At 69.2% G+C, this 18,863-nt stretch carries 17 protein-coding genes; 10 read left to right on the top strand and 7 right to left on the bottom strand.

All coding sequences use genetic code 11. From position 1 onward, the window contains the following. From FIU88_RS03385 to doeA, 6 genes are all read right to left on the bottom strand, one after another. Nucleotides 1-990: a C45 family autoproteolytic acyltransferase/hydolase gene (locus tag FIU88_RS03385; protein ID WP_152478192.1), complete on the bottom strand. Its 990-nt coding sequence runs from the start codon at nt 988-990 to the stop codon at nt 1-3. 56 nt (nt 991-1,046) lie between these two features. After that, nucleotides 1,047-2,666 carry a biotin carboxylase gene (locus FIU88_RS03380; RefSeq protein WP_152478191.1) on the bottom strand — a complete coding sequence of 540 codons (1,620 nt, stop codon included), beginning with the start codon at nt 2,664-2,666 and terminating at the stop codon, nt 1,047-1,049. 38 nt (nt 2,667-2,704) lie between these two features. Next, complete coding sequence (locus tag FIU88_RS03375; RefSeq protein ID WP_152478190.1) at nt 2,705-3,574, bottom strand: carbon-nitrogen hydrolase family protein; 870 nt, start codon at nt 3,572-3,574, stop codon at nt 2,705-2,707. A 170-nt stretch (nt 3,575-3,744) separates the two neighbouring features. Further along, nucleotides 3,745-4,224 carry an Lrp/AsnC family transcriptional regulator gene (locus tag FIU88_RS03370; protein WP_040478371.1) on the bottom strand — a complete coding sequence of 160 codons (480 nt, stop codon included), beginning with the start codon at nt 4,222-4,224 and terminating at the stop codon, nt 3,745-3,747. Then, the gene (doeB, locus tag FIU88_RS03365; RefSeq protein WP_152478189.1) at nt 4,221-5,234 is read right to left on the bottom strand and encodes a N(2)-acetyl-L-2,4-diaminobutanoate deacetylase DoeB; all 1,014 of its coding nucleotides are present in this window, start codon (nt 5,232-5,234) and stop codon (nt 4,221-4,223) included. Before doeB ends, FIU88_RS03370 begins: the two co-directional genes overlap by 4 nt. 10 nt (nt 5,235-5,244) lie before the next feature. Then, nucleotides 5,245-6,444, bottom strand: coding sequence for an ectoine hydrolase DoeA (doeA, locus tag FIU88_RS03360; protein ID WP_016855708.1), 1,200 nt, complete (start codon nt 6,442-6,444; stop codon nt 5,245-5,247). Between the two features lie 206 nt (nt 6,445-6,650). Here doeA and FIU88_RS03355 point away from each other — a divergent pair, with 206 nt between their 5' ends. The 3 genes from FIU88_RS03355 to FIU88_RS03345 all read left to right on the top strand — a co-directional run bounded on the left by FIU88_RS03355 (nt 6,651) and on the right by FIU88_RS03345 (nt 9,644). After that, complete coding sequence (locus FIU88_RS03355) at nt 6,651-8,054, top strand: PLP-dependent aminotransferase family protein (protein ID WP_152478188.1); 1,404 nt, start codon at nt 6,651-6,653, stop codon at nt 8,052-8,054. A 16-nt stretch (nt 8,055-8,070) separates the two neighbouring features. Continuing rightward, nucleotides 8,071-9,006 (top strand): glyoxylate/hydroxypyruvate reductase A, encoded by a 936-nt coding sequence (locus FIU88_RS03350; RefSeq protein ID WP_152478187.1) that lies wholly within the window; start codon nt 8,071-8,073, stop codon nt 9,004-9,006. Between the two features lie 68 nt (nt 9,007-9,074). Continuing rightward, nucleotides 9,075-9,644, top strand: a complete 570-nt coding sequence (locus FIU88_RS03345; protein ID WP_152478186.1) for a nicotinamidase — start codon at nt 9,075-9,077, stop codon at nt 9,642-9,644. Nucleotides 9,645-9,821: 177 nt separating this feature from the next. Here FIU88_RS03345 and FIU88_RS03340 read toward each other — a convergent pair whose 3' ends face one another. Beyond that, nucleotides 9,822-10,379: a DJ-1/PfpI family protein gene (locus FIU88_RS03340; protein WP_016855704.1), complete on the bottom strand. Its 558-nt coding sequence runs from the start codon at nt 10,377-10,379 to the stop codon at nt 9,822-9,824. 186 nt (nt 10,380-10,565) lie between these two features. On the opposite strand from FIU88_RS03340, the gene FIU88_RS03335 reads away from it, so the two are divergent. The 7 genes from FIU88_RS03335 (at nt 10,566) to betT (ending at nt 18,792) form a co-directional block, all read left to right on the top strand. Next, entirely contained in the window at nt 10,566-11,222 is a 657-nt protein-coding gene (locus tag FIU88_RS03335; RefSeq protein WP_152478185.1) for a hypothetical protein, read from the top strand. A 94-nt stretch (nt 11,223-11,316) separates the two neighbouring features. After that, the gene (locus tag FIU88_RS03330) at nt 11,317-12,249 is read left to right on the top strand and encodes a lysine exporter LysO family protein (RefSeq protein ID WP_152478184.1); all 933 of its coding nucleotides are present in this window, start codon (nt 11,317-11,319) and stop codon (nt 12,247-12,249) included. A 224-nt stretch (nt 12,250-12,473) separates the two neighbouring features. Continuing rightward, on the top strand, nt 12,474-13,523 hold the full coding sequence (locus FIU88_RS03325; RefSeq protein WP_172977649.1) for a LacI family DNA-binding transcriptional regulator: 1,050 nt from the start codon (nt 12,474-12,476) through the stop codon (nt 13,521-13,523). Nucleotides 13,524-13,614: 91 nt separating this feature from the next. Then, a complete protein-coding gene (locus FIU88_RS03320; protein WP_016855693.1) occupies nt 13,615-15,051 on the top strand; it encodes an ATP-binding protein in 1,437 nt (478 codons plus the stop codon). Further along, nucleotides 15,048-15,764, top strand: a complete 717-nt coding sequence (locus FIU88_RS03315) for a response regulator (RefSeq protein ID WP_016855692.1) — start codon at nt 15,048-15,050, stop codon at nt 15,762-15,764. Before FIU88_RS03320 ends, FIU88_RS03315 begins: the two co-directional genes overlap by 4 nt. Nucleotides 15,765-15,868: 104 nt before the next feature. Further along, nucleotides 15,869-16,555 (top strand): periplasmic heavy metal sensor, encoded by a 687-nt coding sequence (locus tag FIU88_RS03310; RefSeq protein ID WP_172977648.1) that lies wholly within the window; start codon nt 15,869-15,871, stop codon nt 16,553-16,555. 185 nt (nt 16,556-16,740) lie between these two features. Beyond that, nucleotides 16,741-18,792, top strand: a complete 2,052-nt coding sequence (gene betT, locus FIU88_RS03305; RefSeq protein ID WP_016855690.1) for a choline BCCT transporter BetT — start codon at nt 16,741-16,743, stop codon at nt 18,790-18,792. Nucleotides 18,793-18,863: the final 71 nt, after the last annotated feature.

Here is an 18,863-nt window from a genome sequence, read left to right as displayed (position 1 = left end):
TCAGCCCGTATAGAGCCCCCGCGCCCCGTAGCGCACGGTGATGCGTTCCTCAGGAAAGTCGTCGAAGCCCAGCTCCAGGGCGAGCCCCGGCCAGCGGAAGCCCACCCGACCCTCGGTCGGGCGATAGACGGCGGTATAGATCGTACCCAGGCCGCGGCCGTAGTCATGACGAAACAGCGGCGGCGAGGCGAAGGCGGAGATGAGGCGTGCCTCGCTGGTGTCCTCGTCGTCCACCAGGATCGACAGCTGGCGCTCGCGGATCAGGGTCTCCGAGGCCAGGGCATGGGCGTACCACTCGATCTTCTTCTGGTGGTTGGTGGCCACCGGCACGCGACGGATGCTGGCGCGGCGATCGGGAGCGATCATCGCCGTCACGTAGCGGCCGCTGCGGTCGGCGACGGTGATGTTGTAGGCCATGTGCGTCGGCACCCGCCTCAGCACCTCGGCGGCCTGGGGCACGTCGTCACAGGTCTCGAGCACGTAACGCAGGATGATCGGCGCGCCGAAGCCATCGCCCACCGCCTTGCGGCCGCCGAAGGCCAGGGAGACCGTCAGCCCGGCGTCGTTCATGCCGTCGAGCACCCCCCACAGGCAATCCGACATGGCGATCACCCGGCGCTGGTTCCAGTGGCTGTAGAGGATGGTGCCCTCACACAGCTCCGGCGGGTAATCGTAGTTGCGGGCCAGCACCGTCGCCGACGGCCGAGCCAGCACCGCCTGGGAGCAGCCGGTGATATAGGCCGGCGGCCGGTACAGGCTCAGCAAGCGAGCGCTGAGATCGCCCCCGCCGGCCAGCTCGCACAGGGTCCGATAGGTGTCCACCAGCTCGGGCATGTGGCGGCGCAAGGCGTTGTAGCAGGCCAGGTAGGCCGGCCGCTCACGCTCGCCCTCGCTCAGGTACCACTGCTCGTAGGCCGGCCAGTGGTAGTCGAACAGCGACCGCCACTTGGCCCCCGGGGACGCCTCCCGCACGGTGCGAAAGTCCAGCATCTTGTCCGGCCCGCCCCCCAACCCGCCCGGCGGCGGGCCCGCGTGGTGTCTCCCGCTCATAGGATCTTGAAGTTGCCGCCGCCGATGGCATGGCTGACGGCGACCTCCTCCACCACCGGATCCTGAAGGGGCTGGCCGGAGAACTCGCCGCGAATGCCCTCGATCCACGCCTTGGCCCGCTCGGTGAGCTGGAAATCGTCGTCCATCAGTCGACCGCGGGTGATCAGAATCCCCAGGTCGGCCCCCTCGTAGCGGAAATCGCCCTCGCCGCTGATGCGCAGGAAGAAGGCCTCGCACTCGCTCTCGGCGGCATGAGGGTGCGAATCGTAGTGGTCGTAGGCGATGCGGCCGTCCTCCCCCATCCTCCACACGCCCGAGGCCGGCGCGGCGGTCAGCAGGTCGACGCTCTCCTCGGTGTGCTTGATGACCAGCTGGCTCCAGCTGTCGATGCTCTCGGGATGGGACCAGCGATCATTGATCTCGGCGATATCGAGCTCGAAGTCCAGGTCCGAGAACTCCAACAGGTGGAACAGGAACAGCGGGATGTCGGAATGGGCGAAGGCCGCCACGTTGGTCAGCGAGCTGGCCCCGGTGACCCGCGGGTTGAGCTCACCGAGATAGACATCGCCGCCGTCCATGTCGATCAGGAAGTCGAGCTCGAAGTAGCCCCGGTACCCCTCCTCGCGCAGCGCCTCGCCGAACTTGAAGGTGTACTCCCGGGCCTTGTCACGCACCGTCTGGCTGAAGGCCCCGGCGAACATCTCGTTGCCGCACCAGCCGCCCTTGTAGGGCGTCAGCGACTTGAAGCCCACCAGCTCGGTCATCAGCGGGCCGACCACGGTGCCGCTGCGAGTGGCACAGGCCTCGATGGCCGAGCCGCGGCAGTTGATGCGCTTCATGATCTTGACCTCGGGCTCGGCCTCGATCTCCTCGGCGACCTTGTAGTAGTCCTCCTCGCTGGCGATGAAGAAGGTGGTATGCCCCGAGTCGCCGTAGGCGGTCTGCACCACCAGGTCGGTGCCGAGCTCGCGGCTGGCCTCCAGCAGCTCCTGGTAGCTGCCCACCTTGGCCAGCACGTTCGGCACGCTGGGCACCCCGGCCTTGTTGCCGATACGCACGGTCTCGATCTTGTTGTCCATGCGCGAGCGCAGCGCCGCCGGCGGGAAGGCGACCTTGAGCCCCAGCTGGTCGCAGATCTCCTCGGTGTGCTCGTCGAACATCAGGAAGGTGGCGATACCGCCGTCATCCCCCTGGGCACGGGAGTGGATGAAGTCGATCACCTCCTTGTGCTCGAGGAGGTAGTTGTTGATGTCCTCGATGCCCTCGAAGTCGCGGGGAAACTTCTCCCGGGGCACGAAGACGTTGCGCTGACGCCGGTCGAAGCAGTCGATGTAGTTGATGTGGCGAAAGCTACCGACCCAGTCGCCGATCCCCAGCAGGTTGAAGTTGGTCGCCGAGATGAAATAGATCGGTCGCTTGTTGTTGAGGAAATGGCGACGGACATCGGCAATGCTTGTTATTTTGCTGCTCATCGTGATCGCTCCCTGAGGGTCTTCGGAAGCCGCGCGCCCCGCCGCGGCAGGGGCGGAGCGCTCGGGCTGGTCGGCGCCGGCATCACCGGCGGCCGCGGACGAATGGAACAGGCGACGCAGGCCATCGAGGATTCGGGCGAACATGGGGGCTCCTCAGTTCCGGAATTGTTCCTGCGAGACGGTCAGTAATCCTCAATATTAGTTCGTTGTGGCTTTTCGAGTGGCCCCAGGGTATCGAGGAAGGGTGAGGAGCCACCCTCGTGACGATACAGAGTGAAGTCGACGCGCCGGTCCCGGAAGCTCTTGAGCGGCTGGCCGAGGCCGCGCAGGCCGGTTTCGCGCTCGCGGCGCACCCGGCTCAGATCGACCTCCACGGGCATGATCTCCTCGCCGGTGCCGGCCTGGTGGATGACGTCGCCGGACGGCCCGACCACGATGGAGCGCCCGTTGCCGATGGCCCCCGCACCGTTGATGTCAAAGAAGTAGCACTGGTTGACCGCGGCATTGGTGCGCGCGATCGACAGCTCGATGTCTCGGTCGATGGTGTCGGTCATGGTCGGATGCAGGATCACCTCGGCGCCCATCGACGCCAGGGTGCGGGTGGTCTCGGGGAACCACATGTCGTAGCAGATCGACACGCCGAAGCGCCCCACCTGCGGCACGTCGAAGACGACGAACTCCTCGCCGCTCTCCACGCCGGCCTCGTAGGGGCGGAACGGGAACATCTTGCGGTAGCGCGTCACGACTTCACCGCGGGGATTGATCACCGACAGGGTGTTATAGATGGCATCACCGGCTTGCTCGAACATCGAGCCCGGAATCAGCCAGATGCGGTGCTTCTCGGCCAGGTGGCAGAACACCGCCTCGGCGTGGCTGGGCATCGGCTCGGCGTGATGCGGCGAGGCGCCCAACGGCATCAGCTCGCTGAACAGCACCATCTGCACCTGGGGAAAGCGGCTCATCAGCACATCGATGCGATGGCGCATGGCGTCGGTGTTGTCACCGTGATGCAGGGCAAGCATCTGGACACCGGCAATCGTGAAATAGGACATGTCATTCCCTCTGCGTCAGGCGATCTCGAATCACTGCAGGCGGCCGGCGCCACGCATCGTGCTACGCCGGAGGGATCGCCAGGCGTGGGGGGAAACCCCATCACCCTTCTAGCTTATGCCACGCGCGGCGGGGCGAATCAACGCAGCAGGGGCGCCGCGGGCCGTCGTCCTCAGTCGGGGACGAAGTCACCGGCGGCGAATCCGCTATCGGGGCGCTTGACGCGCTTGGTGACGATGTAGGTGAAATAGCGCTCGATGCCGACGTCGGACATCAGCCAGGCGTCGATCAGGCGCTGATAGGCGTCGATGGAGGCGGCCTCGAACTTGACCAGGTAATCCACGCCGCCGCCCACGGCCACGCACTCGACGGCCTCGGGGGTGTCGCGCACCAGGGCCTCGAAGCGGGCGAAGCTCTCGGCGTTGTGGCTCTTGAGTTCGATCTGCACCCACACCGGGGTGCGCGGCCGCAGCACGTTAGGGTCGATCCGCGCCCCGTAGCCCTCGATGATGCCGGCCCTCTCCAGCCGCCGCACCCGCTCCCAGCAGGGGCTGACCGAGAGGTTGATCGCCTCGGCCAGCTTCGACTTGGTGATGCGCCCCTCGCGGGACAGGATCTCGAGGATCTTGAGATCGTAGCGATCGAGCTTCATTCGAGCGACTCGACCACCTCGGCGATCACCGCGATGGTGTCGCCCATGTTGACGTTGGCCGGGAAGCGGCGCGCCATCAGCAGGCCGTCGCGCTCGGCGCGGTACTCGATGGGCGCGGCGCCGCTGCGGGTCATGTCGTAGACCCGGGCGATCACCTGGCCGTGCTCCACCGTCTCGCCCAGCGCCACCGTCAGCTCGAGCAGTCCGGTGTGCTCACTCTGCACGTAGCAGCTGGCGTCCGGCATGTCGAGATAGACCTGGGGCTCGGCGGGCGCCTCGATCTCGCCCTCGACCAGCCCGAAGTGGACCAGGAAGTTGTGGATGCCACGCTCGGTGATGGCCAGGCTCTGCGGCGTGGAGGTGCCGCCGCCGCCGAGCTCGGTGGCCACGAACACCTTGCCCTGGCGCTCCACGGCGGTGTCGAACAGCGCCTCGGCGTCGAGCTCGAACATGATCATGGCGTAGGGCGCGCCGAACGCCTTGGCGCCGTCCAGGGCGCGGCGCTGCTGGTCGGCATCGTCGAGCACGTGGGAGGCGGCGAAGGGCACGATGTCCAGGGTGCGGCCGCCGGAGTGCAGGTCGAGCACCGCGTCGCTCATCGGCACCAGGATGCGGGTGAAGTAGTCGGCGATCTTCTCGGTGACGCTGCCGTCGGGGTCGCCGGGAAAGCTGCGGTTGAGGTTGCCGCCGTCCATCGGCGAGGTGCGCTTGCCGGCCTGGGCCGCCGGGGTGTTCATCATCGGCACGATGATCACCCGGCCGCTGACGTCCTCGGCGGCGAGCGAGCTCGAGAGCTTCTGCAGCGCGGTGATGCCCTCGTACTCGTCGCCGTGGTTGCCGCCGGTCAGCAGCGCGGTCGGGCCCTCGCCGTTCTTGACCACGGTGATCGGGATCATCACCGCCCCCCAGGCCGACTCGTCGTTGGAGATCGGCAGCTTGAGGAAGCCGTGCTGGACGCCGTCGGCCTCGAAGTCGACGGTGGCGGCGATGGGGCTCGGTCGCTTGCTCATGGGGTGCTCCTTACTTGACGAACAGCTGGCGGGGGAAGTCGGCCAGCGTCTCGCAGCCGTTTTCGGTGATCAGGATGCTCTCGGTGATTTCCAGGCCCCAGTCGTCGACCCACAGGCCGGGCATGAAGTGGAAGGTCATGCCGGGCTCGAGGACCGTCTCGTCGGAGGGGCGCAGGCTCATGGTGCGCTCGCCCCAGTCCGGCGGATAGCTGATGCCGATGGGATAGCCACAGCGCGCGCCGCCACGGTCGAAGCCGTACTTGTCCATGGCCGCGCCCAGCGCCATGGCGATGTCCGCGGTGCGATTGCCGGGCTTGGCCACCTCGAGGCCGTGCTCGATGCCCTCGAGCAGCGCCGACTCGGCGCGCACGAACTCCGCCGGCGGCCGGCCGAGGAACACGGTGCGCGACATCGGCGCGTGGTAGCGCTTGAACACCCCGGCGATCTCGAAGAAGGTGCCCTCGCCCTCGCGGAACGGCGTGTCGTCCCAGGTCAGGTGCGGCGCGGCGGCGTCCTTGCCGGTGGGCAGCATCGGCACGATGGCCGGATAGTCGCCGCCGTAGACCTTGCCATGCTCGTCCTTCCAGCCCTCGATGCCGACCCGGTAGATCTCCGACACCAGCTTGCTCTTGGGCAGGCCCGGCTCGATCACCTCGAGGATGCGCGAATGCATGCCCTCGACGATGCGGGCCGCGATGCGCATGTATTCGATCTCCTGGGCCGACTTGATCGCCCGGCACCAGTTGACCAGGCCGTTGGCGTCCATGAAGCGGGCGTGGGGCAGCTCGCGCAGCAGCGACTGATAGGCCTTGGCCGAGAAGTAGTAGTTGTCCATCTCCATGCCCACCACGCCCTGGTGCCAGCCGCGATCGGGCATGATCGACTGGGCCAGGTACTCCATGGGGTGCATGTCCGGATTCTGCACGTAGTGATCCGGGTAGTAGGTGAGGTTCTCGGGGTCCATCCAGCAGGTGCGCAGCGCCCCGTTGGCGTCCATGCGCCGGCCGTACCACACCGGCTCGCCTTCGAGCCCGAGCAGCACGCACTGGTGCACGTAGAAGGACCAGCCGTCGTAGCCGGTCAGCCAGGCCATGTTCGAGGGGTCGCTGATGATCAGCACGTCGATGCCGCGGCTCGCCATCTCGGCGCGGACCTTCCACAGTCGGCCGGCGTACTCCTCGCGAGTGAAAGGGAGGGAAACCTGAATCATGAAATCGCTCGTCCAACGATCACGTCACCGATACCGGCCATCTCCATGCCGGGAGATGCCGGGGCGCCAAGGCGGTTGACGGCCATGCGAGGGGCCGCTTGAATTGTCATGATTGATGACATCACAATGCATGACAATTTCAGTCAATGTCTTTCTGCCGATACTAGCACCCCCACTTGGCCGACGGTCAAAGGCTTTATTGGATCATGACAATCGACCTGACCCCCTTCCTTCAGGACAGCGGCCCCAAGTACCTGGCCATCGCCCGCGCGCTGTCCGAGGCGATCCGCCAGGGCGAGCTCACGCCCGGCACTCGGCTGCCGCCCCACCGCCGGCTGGCCGAGACGCTGGGCGTGAGCGTGCAGACCGTCTCGCGGGCCTACGCCCAGGCCGAGAAGATGGGCCTGGTGCAGTCGCGCGTGGGCAGCGGCACCTGGATCAACGCCCTGGACGACGCCCGGGAGTCGGCCTACCTGCGCGGCCAGGAGCCGCGCCAGGAGAGCCCGCTGGTCGACCTCTCCATCGCTCACCCGGTGTGTACTCCGAGCCACCAGCTGCGCTTTCGCGAGACCCTGGCCTCGCTGGCCGAGCAGCTGCGCCCCGAGGTGATCGCCGCCAACCGCCCCATCGCCGGCCTGCTCCACCAGCGCGAGCGCGCCAGCGACTGGTTGGCCGACACCCTCGGCGTGCCCGGCGGCCCCGAGGACCGGGTGCTGTGCAACGGCGCCGCCCACGGCCTGATGCTGGCCATCTCCACCGTGGTCCAGCACGGCGACCTGGTGCTCACCGAGGCGCTCACCGACCACGGCCTGATCGCCCTCTCGCGCACCCTGGGCTTCCAGCTGCGCGGCGTGGCCATCGACGAGCGCGGGGTGATTCCCGAAGCCCTCGACCTGGCCTGCCGGCGCCTGCGGCCGCGCGCCGTGTGCCTGACCCCGACCCAGCTCAACCCCACCGGGGCGACCATGGACGAGGCCCGACGCGATGCCGTGGCGCGGGTGCTCGACCACCACGGGGTATGGCTGATCGAGGACGACGTCCACGCGCTGCTCGAGCCACCGGGGCTCACGCCGCTGGCCGCCCGGCTGCCGCACCTGTGCTTCCACGTCACCAGCCTGACCAAGGTCGCCCTGCCGGGGCTGCGCGCCGGCTATCTGAGCGTGCCCCGCGGCCAGCTGCACCACACCCTGCCGCGCATGCGCGCCACCACCTGGATGGCCACTCCGCTGATCTTCGAGCTGGCCGACGCCTGGCTCGCCGACGGCACCCTGGCGCAGCTGGCCGACGAACAGCGCCAGCGGCTGAGCGAGCGCCAGCGCCTGGCCGGCCGCCTGCTCGGCGGCCACGAGTTCAGCGCCCGCCCCTCCAGCCTGCACCTGTGGCTGTCGTTGCCCGTGGCCTGGCGGCCCGAGGAGCTGCAGCAGCAGGCCGAGCAGGAAGGCATGACCGTCACGACCGCCACGCCCTTCATGGTCGAGCAAACTCCGGCGCCGCGACGCATCCGCCTGAGCCTCGGCGCCGAACCGGACCTCGACCGCCTGGAGGGCGCCCTGTCGCGCCTCGCCGCGCTGCTCGACGAGGCACCGCCGCCGATGCAGATCATCTACTGACACGAAGGAGAACGTCATGCGAGTCCTGGTCCACACCGACGCCGCCGAGGCCTGGCGCGAGGCCCTGGCCGAACGCCTGCCCGACGCCGAGATCCTCACCAGCGCCGCCCCCGCCGACGAGCGCCGCCGCGCCGACTACCTGGCGGCCTGGAAGCCCTCCGCCTCGCTGCTCGGCGAGCTCACCGCGCTCAAGGGCATCGTCAACCTCGGCGCCGGGGTCGACGCCCTGCTCGACAATCCCGCCCTGCCCCGGGGCGTGCCCATCGTCAAGCTGCGCGACGCCGGCATGGCCGGGCCCATCGCCGACTACGCGCGCTACGGCGTGCTGCACTTCCAGCGCGACTTCGACCGCTATCGCCGCCGGCAGGCCCGCGCCGAGTGGCGCGAGTGTCCGCCGGTCGACAAGGCCGACTGGCCGGTGGGGGTGCTGGGACTCGGCGCCATCGGCGCCAGGGTGGCGCAGGCGCTGGCCGACGACGGCTTCCCGGTGCACGGCTGGAGCCGCTCGTCCAGGACGCTGCCCGGCGTGCGCTGCCATCACGGCGACGACGGCCTGCGTGAGCTGCTGCCCGAGGTGAAGAGCCTGGTGCTGCTGCTGCCCGACACGCCGGCGACTCGCGGCATCATCGACGCCGAGGCCCTGGCCGCGCTGCCCGAGGGCGCCAGCCTGATCAACCCGGGGCGCGGCAGCCTGATCGACGAGGCGGCGCTGCTCGACGCCCTGGGCGACGGCGAGGCGGAAGGCCGGCTGCGCGGCGCGCTGCTCGACGCCTTCCCCGAGGAGCCGCTGCCGGCATCGAGCCCGCTATGGTCGCATCCGCGGGTGCTGGTCACCCCGCACATGGCCGGCCCCACGCCGCTCGGCGAGGCGCTCGATCAGGTGGCCGAGGCGCTGCGCGCCATGGATGCCGGCGAGGACGTCGAGACCATCGACCCCGAGGCGGGTTACTGATGCCCTACACGGACGCCGCCTCGGGGCATACGCTGAAGGGAACGTCAGCGACCCCGAAGGAGGAAACGATGCCGCAAGCCCAGCTGGACTACGGCCCCGCGGACGCGCTGCTGGTGGTGGACATGCAGAACGACTTCTGCGAGGGCGGCGCCCTGGCCGTCGCCGGCGGCAACGCCTTGGTGCCGGGCATCAACGCCGAGATCGCCGCCGCCCGGGCCGGCGGCGCGCCGATCGTCGCCTCCCGGGACTGGCACCCCATCGATCATGTCAGCTTCGTCCACCGCGGCGGCCCCTGGCCGGTGCACTGCGTGCAGGACACCCCCGGCGCCGACTTCCACCCAGCGCTCGACCTCGACGCCGATACGCTCCGCGTCAGCAAGGCCACCGCCTTCGACGCCGACGCCTACTCGGCCTTCGACGGCACCGGCCTGGCCGACTACCTGCGCGAGCGCGGCGTCACCCGGGTGATCGTCTGCGGCCTGGCGCTGGACGTCTGCGTGCGCGCCACGGTGATCGACGCCCGCCGGCACGGCTTCGAGACCCTGCTGCTCGAATCGCTCAGCGCGGCGGTGGACCCGCAGGCCGTGGCCGACTGCCGTGCCGCCTTCGACGGGGCCGGCGCCACGGTCATGCCGTGAGGGGCGCGCCATGCCATATCGGCCCGCCGAGCGTCGACGAGCTGTCCTGCAGGCGGGACGCATGTGCCGGGCAGAAGCTCAAGCACTCCCCCGGCGGGATCCATCGGCCCGGGCGCCAGCCAGTCTTCCGCCGGGTCGACGAGGCACCCTGACGTCCTTGCCGGGGGCGGCGCCGCCTTACAGCAGCTCGTTGAAGCGCGCCAGCCAGGCCGGATGCGCCGGCCAGGCCGGGGCGGTCACCAGCTTGCCGCTGACGATGGCCTCGTCCATGCCGATCTCGGCGTAGTCGCCGCCGGCCAGGTGCACCTCCGGGGCGCAGGCGGGATAGGCCGAGACCCGGTAGTCGGCCAGCGACACCGCGGCGGCCAGCAGCTGGGCACCGTGGCAGATGGCGGCCACCGGCTTGTCGGCGTCGAAGAAGTGGCGCACCAGCTCCAGCACCCGCTCGTCCAGGCGCAGGTACTCCGGCGCCCGGCCGCCGGGAATCACCAGTGCGTCGTAGTCGCCGGCGGCGACCTCGGCGAAGGTGGCGTTGAGGGTGAAGTTGTGCCCCGGCTTCTCGGTGTAGGTCTGGTCGCCCTCGAAGTCGTGGATGGCGGTGCGGATGCTGTCGCCCTCGCGCTTCTCGGGGCACACCGCGTCCACCCGGTGGCCCATGGCCTGCAGGGCCTGGAACGGCACCATGATCTCGTAGTCCTCGACGAAGTCGCCGGCGATAAGCAGCAGTCTGGCCATGACAACACCTCCTGTGAAAGACGAAAATGGGAGCCTGCCCCGCCAGCCTAACCGCTCATGGATGACGCGGCCATGCCAGCGAGGCGTCAACGAGATCACCGTCGAGCATGCCCGACGGGGAACCCGGCGGCCGCCGCGCCCTCTCAATCGAGTCACCCCGATGTTCTTTCCCGCGAGGAATTCCCGATGACGTTTCGCCCGCCGCGCCGCGCCCGGCTGCTGGGCCTGGCGCTGTTGATCACGGCCCTGCCGAGCCTGGCCGCCACCGCACCCCAGCCCTTCGACGCCCGCTACCACCTGGAGGTCTCGGGCTGGCCGGACATCGATATCGACCACCGACTGTCGCAGCGGGCCGACCACTGGCAGAGCGAGATGCGCGCCAGCCTGCCCGGCGCCAAGGGCCACGAATGGGGCCGCTTCCGGCTCGACGACGAGCGGGTCAGCTCGCTGCACTACGCCGCCGGCTACTCGCTGCTGGGCATCAGCCGCGCCTACTCGCTGGAGCGGGACGATCTGGCCCCGCTGCCCGATCGCCAGAGCGCCCTGGTGGCGCTGGCCCGCCGCGTCATCGACGACGCCGACGACCGGGGCCGGCTGCGCTATCGCGACCACCGCGGCCGCGAGGAACGGCTCGACTATCGGGTGCTGGACCGCGCGCCCGTGACCCTGCCGACGGGGCGCTTCGAGGCGGTGCGGGTGACGCTGGCCGAACCCGACGAGGACGACCGCCGCATGGAGATCACCTTCGATGCCCGGCGCCCGGGCCTGCTGCTGGGCATGGCCTACTACCGCGACGGCGAGCGCAAGAGCCGCCTGTCGCTGACCCGGCTCGACGACGACTGAGGCCGCTGCCCCGGCGCCAACAAGCTGCTAGAGTGACCGGTTTTGGCCGTCGCCGACGGCCCGAACGGGAAAGAATCAGGGAAGGAACTCTCGCATGCTCACCGGACTGCTGATCGTCCTGCTGCCGCTGATCCTCGGCTATCTGGTCCGGGTGCGTCGCGACGCCGTCATGGCGGCGATCAACCGCGGCGTCAGCGCCGCGATCTACGCCATCCTGCTGCTGATGGGCGTGAGCCTGGCCGGGCTCGACGACCTCGGCGGCCAGTTCTCGCGCATGGGCGGCCAGGCGCTTGCGCTGCTCGGCGTGACCTCGGCCTTCAACCTCGTCGCCCTGGGCTGGCTGTCGCGGCGGCTGCGCCTGGCCGTGGACTCGAGCCAGGCGGTGGCCGGCGCGCCGACCAGCAAGCTGGCCGCCATGGCCGGCTCGCTGGCGCTGGTCGGGGTGGTGTTCGCCGGCATCGTGCTCGGCCTTCTGATCCATGTTCTGTTCGGCGGCGCCGAGGCGCCCTTCGCCTGGGCCGAGCGCCTGTCGGAATGGGTGCTCTACGCCCTGCTGGTGCTGATCGGCTGCCAGCTCAGGAACTCCGGCATGCCGCTCAGGCAGATCCTGCTCAACCGCCACGGGCTGGCCATCGCCGTGACCCTGGGGGCCAGCTCGCTGATCGGCGGGCTGGTCGCCGCCCCGCTGCTCGACCTCTCCTGGAACGAGGGCCTGGCCATGGCCGCCGGCTTCGGCTGGTACTCGCTGTCGGGCATCCTGATCGGCGACGCGCTGGGGCCGCTGCTGGGCGGCGTGGCCTTCTTCAACGACCTGGGCCGCGAGCTGCTGGCCTTCGTGCTGATCCCGCTGGTGATCGGCCGTCACCCGGCGCTGGCCATCGGCTACGGCGGCGCCACCTCCATGGACTTCACCCTGCCGGTGATCCAGCAGCACGGCGGCGTCAACTGCGTGCCGGTGGCGGTGGTCTCGGGCTTTATCCTCTCGCTGCTCTCGCCGCCGCTGATCCTGTTCCTGCTGACGCTGTAACGCTGGCCTCGGACGCCCTCCTCGCGCGGCGCGCTCCACCCTGCCCGCCGCCGATCCTGTAGTTTCTTGTCCGGCGCCCCGCCCGCGCCACGGCACGGGCGGGCATACCGCCGATGAAGCGGCCCTCGGTCACTGTTCATCGCCGGCAGGGGCGGCTAGGATGGCGCCTGACTAAATCGAGGCAGAGGCGACCCCGTATCGCCGCCAGAGAAGCGAGCCATTCCGTGTCTTCGTCACGCCGCATCACCCTGAAGGAGCTGGCCCAACACCTCGGCGTGTCCACGGCCAGCGTGTCCAACGCCTTCAACCGCCCGGACCAGCTGTCTCACGACCTGCGCGAACGGATCCTCGCCGAGGCCCGCCGGCTGGGCTATCGCGGCCCCGACGCCAAGGCCCGCAGCCTGCGTACCGGCCGCTCGCAGATCGTCGCGGTACTGCTCGCCGATAGCCTGGCCTACAGCCTGAACGATGCGGTGGCCAGCGAACTGCTGTCGGGCATCGCCGAGGTGCTGGACGCCCACGGCCACACTCTTCTGCTGCTATCCGGGCGCCAGACGAACGATAGAATGCCGGGCTCGGCCAGCATCGCCGACGGTTTCATCGTCTACGGCCTGATGCCCAGCCCCTCGCTGCTCGACGACCTGCCCTCGCAGCACCCTCAGGTCGCGGTGGACTTCGACATCTCGGGCCAGGCCAGCGTCCACGTGGATAACGAACCCGCGGCCCACGCCATCGCCTGCCATGCGCTGAGGACGCCACCGCGTCGTGCCGGCATCATCAACCTGCGCCTCACCGAACAGGCCTGCAACGGCCGCATCGGCCCCGGACAGACCCTGCTGTCGGCCAGTCGGACCATCACCCGCGCTCGCCTGGACGGCTTCTATCGGGCCTTCGACGAGCACGGGACCGACGCCGCGGCGGTACCGATGTGGAACGTGGAGGAGAACACCCACGAGGTCTGTACGCCGGTGATCGAGGGAATCCTCGATCTTCCCGACGAGGAGCGTCCCGACCTGCTGCTGTGCATGTCCGACCGCATCGCCCTGACGGTACTGACCCTGGCCGAGCGGCGTGGCCTGCGCATTCCCGAGGACCTGCGCATCACCGGCTTCGACGGCATCGCCGAGGGCCAGTACCGCTCGCCGCGACTGACCACGGTGCGCCAGGACAGCGTCGAGAAGGGGCGCATCGCGGCCCGCATGGTGCTGGGGCTTGAGCCGGCCACGCCCCGCCTGCTCGGCACCGAGCTGCTGATCGGCGAAACCTGTCCCTGAGCCAGAGCGGACTTGCACCGGAATTGCATCCTCCCGGTGACCCGGTGCGCTACGCTAGGGCACTTTGCCCGTTCAATCGAGAGCCCGTGCCATGTCCCTTCGCCACGCCCTGAACCCGGCCGTGTCCCGACTCGGCATCAAGCTGTTCGCGATCATCCTGATCGTCAACGTCGCCATCTCGGGGCTGGTCTTCATCGCCGTGTCGAGGAGCCTCGACCAGGGCTTCATCGAGTACCTGGACCGCACCCAGACCCATCGCGCCGAGACCCTGGCCACCGGGCTCGCCGACGAGTGGGCCCGGCGCGGCGACTGGCAGTGGCTGCGGCAGTCGCCGCGGGCCTGGCACCATCTGGTACGGCGCCAGCTGTGGCCCGGCGAGGCACCGCCGGAGGGGCTCGAGCGACGCCTCGGTGATCCCAAGGACTTCGTGCTCCACGACGCCAACGGCCTGCCGGTGATCGGCCTGCCGCCGGACAACGACCTGGAGGCCGCGGAGCTGCGCTGGCTGACCATCGTCAGCGACGGCGAGCGCGTCGGCACCCTGGGCTACCGCCCGCCGCAGCAGCTGATGGCGCGCATGGACCGCCTCTTCCTCACCCAGCAGCAGCGCAACCTGGCGATCATCGTCGCCGCCCTGGGGCTGGCCTCGCTGCTGCTCGCCGGCGGGCTGTCCTGGTGGCTGGGGCGCCGCGCCCGCGGCATGACGCTGGCCACCCGCCGGCTCACCGAGGGCGACTACAGCATCCGCCTGCCCGAGCGCGGCCGCGACGAGCTATCGAGCCTGGCGCGGGACTTCAACGTGCTGGCGGCCACCCTCGAGGCCAGCCGCGAGGCGCGCAGCCGCTGGGTCTCGGACATCGCCCACGAGCTGCGCACCCCGCTCGCCGTGCTGCGCGGCGAGATCGAGGCGATGCAGGACGGCATCCGCCCGCTGGACCTGGACAGCCTCGGCTCGCTGGGCCAGGAGGTCGACCAGCTGGAGCGCCTGGTGGCCGACCTGCGGCTGCTGTCCCAGAGCGATGCCGGTGCCCTGGAGGTGCAACTGGCACCGCTGGACCTGGCCGCCAGCCTGGGCGATCGCCTCGACGAGGCCGGCACCTGGCTGCATGATGCCGACATCACGCTCGAGACCGACATCGAAGGTCCGGCCTGGATCCGCGGCGACACCCAGCGCCTGCGCCAGCTGTGGACGAACCTGCTCGACAACACCTGCGCCTACACCCACACGCCAGGACGGCTGCGGGTCACACTCACGCAAACAGGCGACCATTACCGGCTGTGCTGGGAAGACAGCGCGCCCGGCGTGCCCGAGGCGGAGATGCCGCGGCTCACCGAGCGCCTCTACCGGGTCGAGGGCTCGCGCAATCGCGCCAGCGGCGGCAGCGGCCTGGGCCTCTCCATCGCCATGGCCCTGGCGCGCGCCCACGGCGCCGAGATGACCCCCAGTGCCTCGTCGCTCGACGGGCTATGCTGGACCCTGACCTTCCCCGCCATCGCCGATCATCAGCTCAGGGAGGAAGACGCATGAGCACAACGGAACTCGCGACCGATACCGTCCTGATCGTCGAGGACGAACCCAAGATCGCCCGCCTGGTGGCCGACTACCTGACGGGCAGCGGCTTCGCGCCGCATCACCTGGAGCACGGCGACGCCGTGATGCCCTGGCTGGAGGAGCGCGAGGCGCTGCCCGAGCTGGTGCTGCTGGACCTCATGCTGCCCGGCACCGACGGCCTGACCCTGTGCCGCGAGATCCGCCAGCGCTGGCCCGGGGTAGCGATCATCATGCTCACCGCCCGGGTCGAGGAGGTCGACCGCCTGCTGGGCCTGGAGCTCGGCGCCGACGACTACATCTGCAAGCCGTTCAGCCCCCGCGAGGTGGTGGCCCGGGCCCGGGCCGTGCTGCGCCGCAGCCGCGCCGCCACCGCGGCGCCGGAGGAGGCACCGGAGGAGGCCCAGCTGAGCCTCGACGACGAGGGCTGGCGAGCGCTGGCCGACGGCCACGACCTGGCGCTGACCGCGGTGGAGTTCCAGCTGCTGCGGGTGATGATGCACTCCCCGGGGCGCATCTTCTCCCGCGAGCAGCTGATGGATCACATGTACCGCGACCATCGCATCGTCTCCGAGCGCACCGTGGACAGCCACATCAAGAAGCTGCGCAAGAAGATCGCCGAGGTCTGGCCCGAGCGCGAGATCATCCGCTCGGTCTACGGCGTGGGCTACAAGTACCAGCCGGAGGAATGATTCCCGGGCAGCGTCCTCGATGTTTGCACGCTGACTGCAAACCGCTTGCACGCCCAGGGGCGACAGTGAAGGCGTCCATTCGCGGCCAAAGAGGATTGCCCGAGATGAAAAAGACCAACCTGACCCGCACGCTGTTCGCCCCCGCCCTGCTCGCCGCCGCCATCGCGCCGCTGGCGTTCACGGCCAACGCCGGCCAGGGCGGCCCCCATGGCCAGCCCCAGCCGGACGGCTTCCACGCCGAGCAGCGCGAGGCACTGTTCGACCGCGCCGGCATCGACGCCGAGACCCGTGACGAGCTCGCCGAGGCCGAGCAGGAACATCGCGAGGCCATGCGCGAACTGCGCCACGACTACCGCGAGCAGATCGACGAAATCCTCGACGATGAGCAGCGCGCCGCGCTGGACGAAGCCCGCCAGGAGATTCACCAGGAGCATCGCGCCGAGCGGCGAGACGCCATCGAGGCACGCATCGACGCGGTGGTCGACGGCTGGGACCTCGACGGCGAGACCCGCCAGTCGCTGGACGAGCTGCGCCACGCCTTCATGGAGGATGCCCAGGCGCTGAAGGCCCAGTCGTTCGACTCCCGCGACGAACGCCGCCAGGCCTGGAAGGCGATGCGCGACCAGCACCACGATGCCTTGGCCGAGCTGCTGAGCGAGGAACAGATCGGCGAGCTGGAGCAGGCCATGCGCCCGCCCCATGACGGTCACGGCCATCGTGGCGAGCGCGGCCATCACGGCAAGCCGGGCCCGCACGGCGGTCCCGACCAGGCCGAGCACGCTGCCGAATAACGCCTAAATTTCAAAACGTTATACTCCACTCACGCCCGGCCACTGGTCGGGCGTTTTCGTGCCCGGAAGGTAAAGAATACTTCGCCTTGGGCGCCTTGCTGTTGCAGGCGCCGGGGGATGTGCGTATTTTATTTGAACGTTCATTCAAAAAAAGAAGTCGCCCCCGCGACAGGAGTCATTTGCGAATGTCGGATAACACCGCCCATCCCGAGCGACGAGATCGCATCAATCGCACCGTCTTTCACGGCAGCGTGGCAGGCATCCTGATCTTCCTGGTGCTGACCATGACGTTCACCGAGGAGGCCGGCGCCTTTTTCGACGCCGCCCTGGCCTGGGTGAGCGACACCTTCGGCTGGTACTACCTGCTGGCCGCCGTGGTCTACCTGGTCTTCGTGATCGCCATCGGCTGCTCCCGCGTCGGCAACATCCGACTCGGCCCGGACCACGCCCGGCCCGAGTTCTCGCTGCTGTCCTGGGCCTCGATGCTGTTCGCCGCGGGCATCGGCATCGACCTGCTGTTCTTCTGCGTGGCCGAGCCGCTGTCGCACTACCTGGCGCCGCCGGACATGGCGCCGGAGAGCGCCGCGGCCATGCGCGCCGCCGTGCCTCAGACCTTCCTCCACTGGGGCCTGTCCGGCTGGGGCATGTACGTGCTGATGGGCATGGCGCTGGCCTACTTCAGCTATCGTCATCGCCTGCCGCTGGCCATCCGCAGCGCCCTCTACCCGCTGCTCGGCAAGCGCATCAACGGCCCGATCGGCAACGCCGTGGACATCACCGCGGTGATCTCTACCGTGTTCGGCATCGCCACCAGCCTCGGCATCGGCGTGATGCAGCTGAACTACGGCCTGACCTTCATGTTCGGCGTGCCCGAGAGCCTGACGACTCAGGTGGTGCTGATCGTACTGGTGATGATCCTGGCCACCATCTCGGTGATCACCGGGGTCGAGAAGGGCATCCGCCGGCTGTCCGAGTTCAACATGGCGCTGGCCGTGGCGCTGCTGCTGTTCGTGCTGTTCGCCGGCAACACCCTGCACCTGCTCGACGCCATGGTGCTCAACGCCGGCGACTACCTGAGCGGCTTCATCGGCAAGAGCTTCGACACCTACGCCTTCGCCGGCGAGGATGCCCAACAGTGGAAGGGCTGGTGGACCATCTTCTTCTGGGGCTGGTGGATCGCCTGGACGCCCTTCGTCGGCCTGTTCCTGGCCCGCATCTCGCGCGGCCGCACCATCCGCGAGTTCGTGCTTGGCGCCCTGCTGCTGCCGCTCGGCTTCATGATGGCCTGGATGTCGATCTTCGGTAACAGCGGCATCGAGATGGTCGCCAACCAGGGCCTCGTCGAACTGGGCGAGCAGGCGCTGAATGCGCCTCAGACCACCATCTACACCTTCCTCGAGCAGTATCCCTACATCGGCATCACCGCCTCGGTGGTGACCATCCTCGGCATCGTGTTCTTCGTCACCTCCGCCGACTCCGGCGCGCTGGTGCTGGCGAACTTCACCTCCATCCTGTCGGACGTGAACCACGACGCCCCGATCCGCCTGCGCGTGTTCTGGTCGGCCACCATCGGCCTGGTGACCGTGGCCCTGCTGATGGCCGGCGGCCTCTCGGCGCTGCAGAGCGCGGTGGTGATCACCGCCCTGCCCTTCTCGCTGGTGATCTTCGCCATCATGGCCGGCATGAGCCGCGCCCTGAAGCTGGAGTGCACCAAGGCCGACACCCGTCGCCAGATCGGCGGCACCGGCATCCAGGGCGACTGGCGCGAGCGCCTCGACCGGGCGCTGGACACCTCCAACCGCGCCGGCGCCGCCGCCACCCTCGAGCACGCCATCCGGCCGGCGCTGAACCAGTTCGCCGAGGAGCTCGAGCGTCGCGGCCAGCCGGCCACGGTGACCGAGGAAGAGGTCGAGGGCGAACCGCTGCGTCAGCTGACCCTGCAGGTGGACTTCGACGACGCCGCCAGCTTCGTCTACCAGGTGCGGGCCCACCGCCTGCGCACCCCGAGCTTCCTGCCGGTGGACGACGACTACTACGTGCGCTTCGACGTCTACCTCAACGAGGGCGGCCTGGAGCAGGATCTCAACGGCTACAGCCGCGCCCAGGTGATCCACAACGTGGTCACCGAGTACGAGAGCCACATCTACTTCCTGGCCCGCGCCGGTCAGGAAAACGCCAACGTCCAGGCGATGCCGGGCTCCGTGGGCGAGCCGCCCCAGGACCTCAATCCGGCCTGAGCCTGACGCTCCGTGCCCTGACGACGGCGACCCTCGGGTCGCCGTCGTCGTGTGTGGTCCGCCCACAGGAG

It is taken from the genome of Halomonas sp. THAF12 (assembly GCF_009363675.1).
Taxonomy (GTDB): domain Bacteria; phylum Pseudomonadota; class Gammaproteobacteria; order Pseudomonadales; family Halomonadaceae; genus Halomonas; species Halomonas smyrnensis.
Note: the sequence above shows the minus strand (reverse complement) of the source record. Positions and strands in the feature narration are given on the sequence as shown.

What these genes read in the sequence shown, in the direction of transcription:
- FIU88_RS03385 (WP_152478192.1), bottom strand. Translation starts at nt 990, where the DNA reads ATGCTGGACTTTCGCACCGTGCGGGAGGCGTCCCCGGGGGCCAAGTGG.
- FIU88_RS03380 (WP_152478191.1), bottom strand. Translation starts at nt 2,666, where the DNA reads ATGTTCGCCCGAATCCTCGATGGCCTGCGTCGCCTGTTCCATTCGTCC.
- FIU88_RS03375 (WP_152478190.1), bottom strand. Translation starts at nt 3,574, where the DNA reads ATGTCCTATTTCACGATTGCCGGTGTCCAGATGCTTGCCCTGCATCAC.
- FIU88_RS03370 (WP_040478371.1), bottom strand. Translation starts at nt 4,224, where the DNA reads ATGAAGCTCGATCGCTACGATCTCAAGATCCTCGAGATCCTGTCCCGC.
- doeB (WP_152478189.1), bottom strand. Translation starts at nt 5,234, where the DNA reads ATGAGCAAGCGACCGAGCCCCATCGCCGCCACCGTCGACTTCGAGGCC.
- doeA (WP_016855708.1), bottom strand. Translation starts at nt 6,444, where the DNA reads ATGATTCAGGTTTCCCTCCCTTTCACTCGCGAGGAGTACGCCGGCCGA.
- FIU88_RS03355 (WP_152478188.1), top strand. Translation starts at nt 6,651, where the DNA reads ATGACAATCGACCTGACCCCCTTCCTTCAGGACAGCGGCCCCAAGTAC.
- FIU88_RS03350 (WP_152478187.1), top strand. Translation starts at nt 8,071, where the DNA reads ATGCGAGTCCTGGTCCACACCGACGCCGCCGAGGCCTGGCGCGAGGCC.
- FIU88_RS03345 (WP_152478186.1), top strand. Translation starts at nt 9,075, where the DNA reads ATGCCGCAAGCCCAGCTGGACTACGGCCCCGCGGACGCGCTGCTGGTG.
- FIU88_RS03340 (WP_016855704.1), bottom strand. Translation starts at nt 10,379, where the DNA reads ATGGCCAGACTGCTGCTTATCGCCGGCGACTTCGTCGAGGACTACGAG.
- FIU88_RS03335 (WP_152478185.1), top strand. Translation starts at nt 10,566, where the DNA reads ATGACGTTTCGCCCGCCGCGCCGCGCCCGGCTGCTGGGCCTGGCGCTG.
- FIU88_RS03330 (WP_152478184.1), top strand. Translation starts at nt 11,317, where the DNA reads ATGCTCACCGGACTGCTGATCGTCCTGCTGCCGCTGATCCTCGGCTAT.
- FIU88_RS03320 (WP_016855693.1), top strand. Translation starts at nt 13,615, where the DNA reads ATGTCCCTTCGCCACGCCCTGAACCCGGCCGTGTCCCGACTCGGCATC.
- FIU88_RS03315 (WP_016855692.1), top strand. Translation starts at nt 15,048, where the DNA reads ATGAGCACAACGGAACTCGCGACCGATACCGTCCTGATCGTCGAGGAC.
- FIU88_RS03310 (WP_172977648.1), top strand. Translation starts at nt 15,869, where the DNA reads ATGAAAAAGACCAACCTGACCCGCACGCTGTTCGCCCCCGCCCTGCTC.
- betT (WP_016855690.1), top strand. Translation starts at nt 16,741, where the DNA reads ATGTCGGATAACACCGCCCATCCCGAGCGACGAGATCGCATCAATCGC.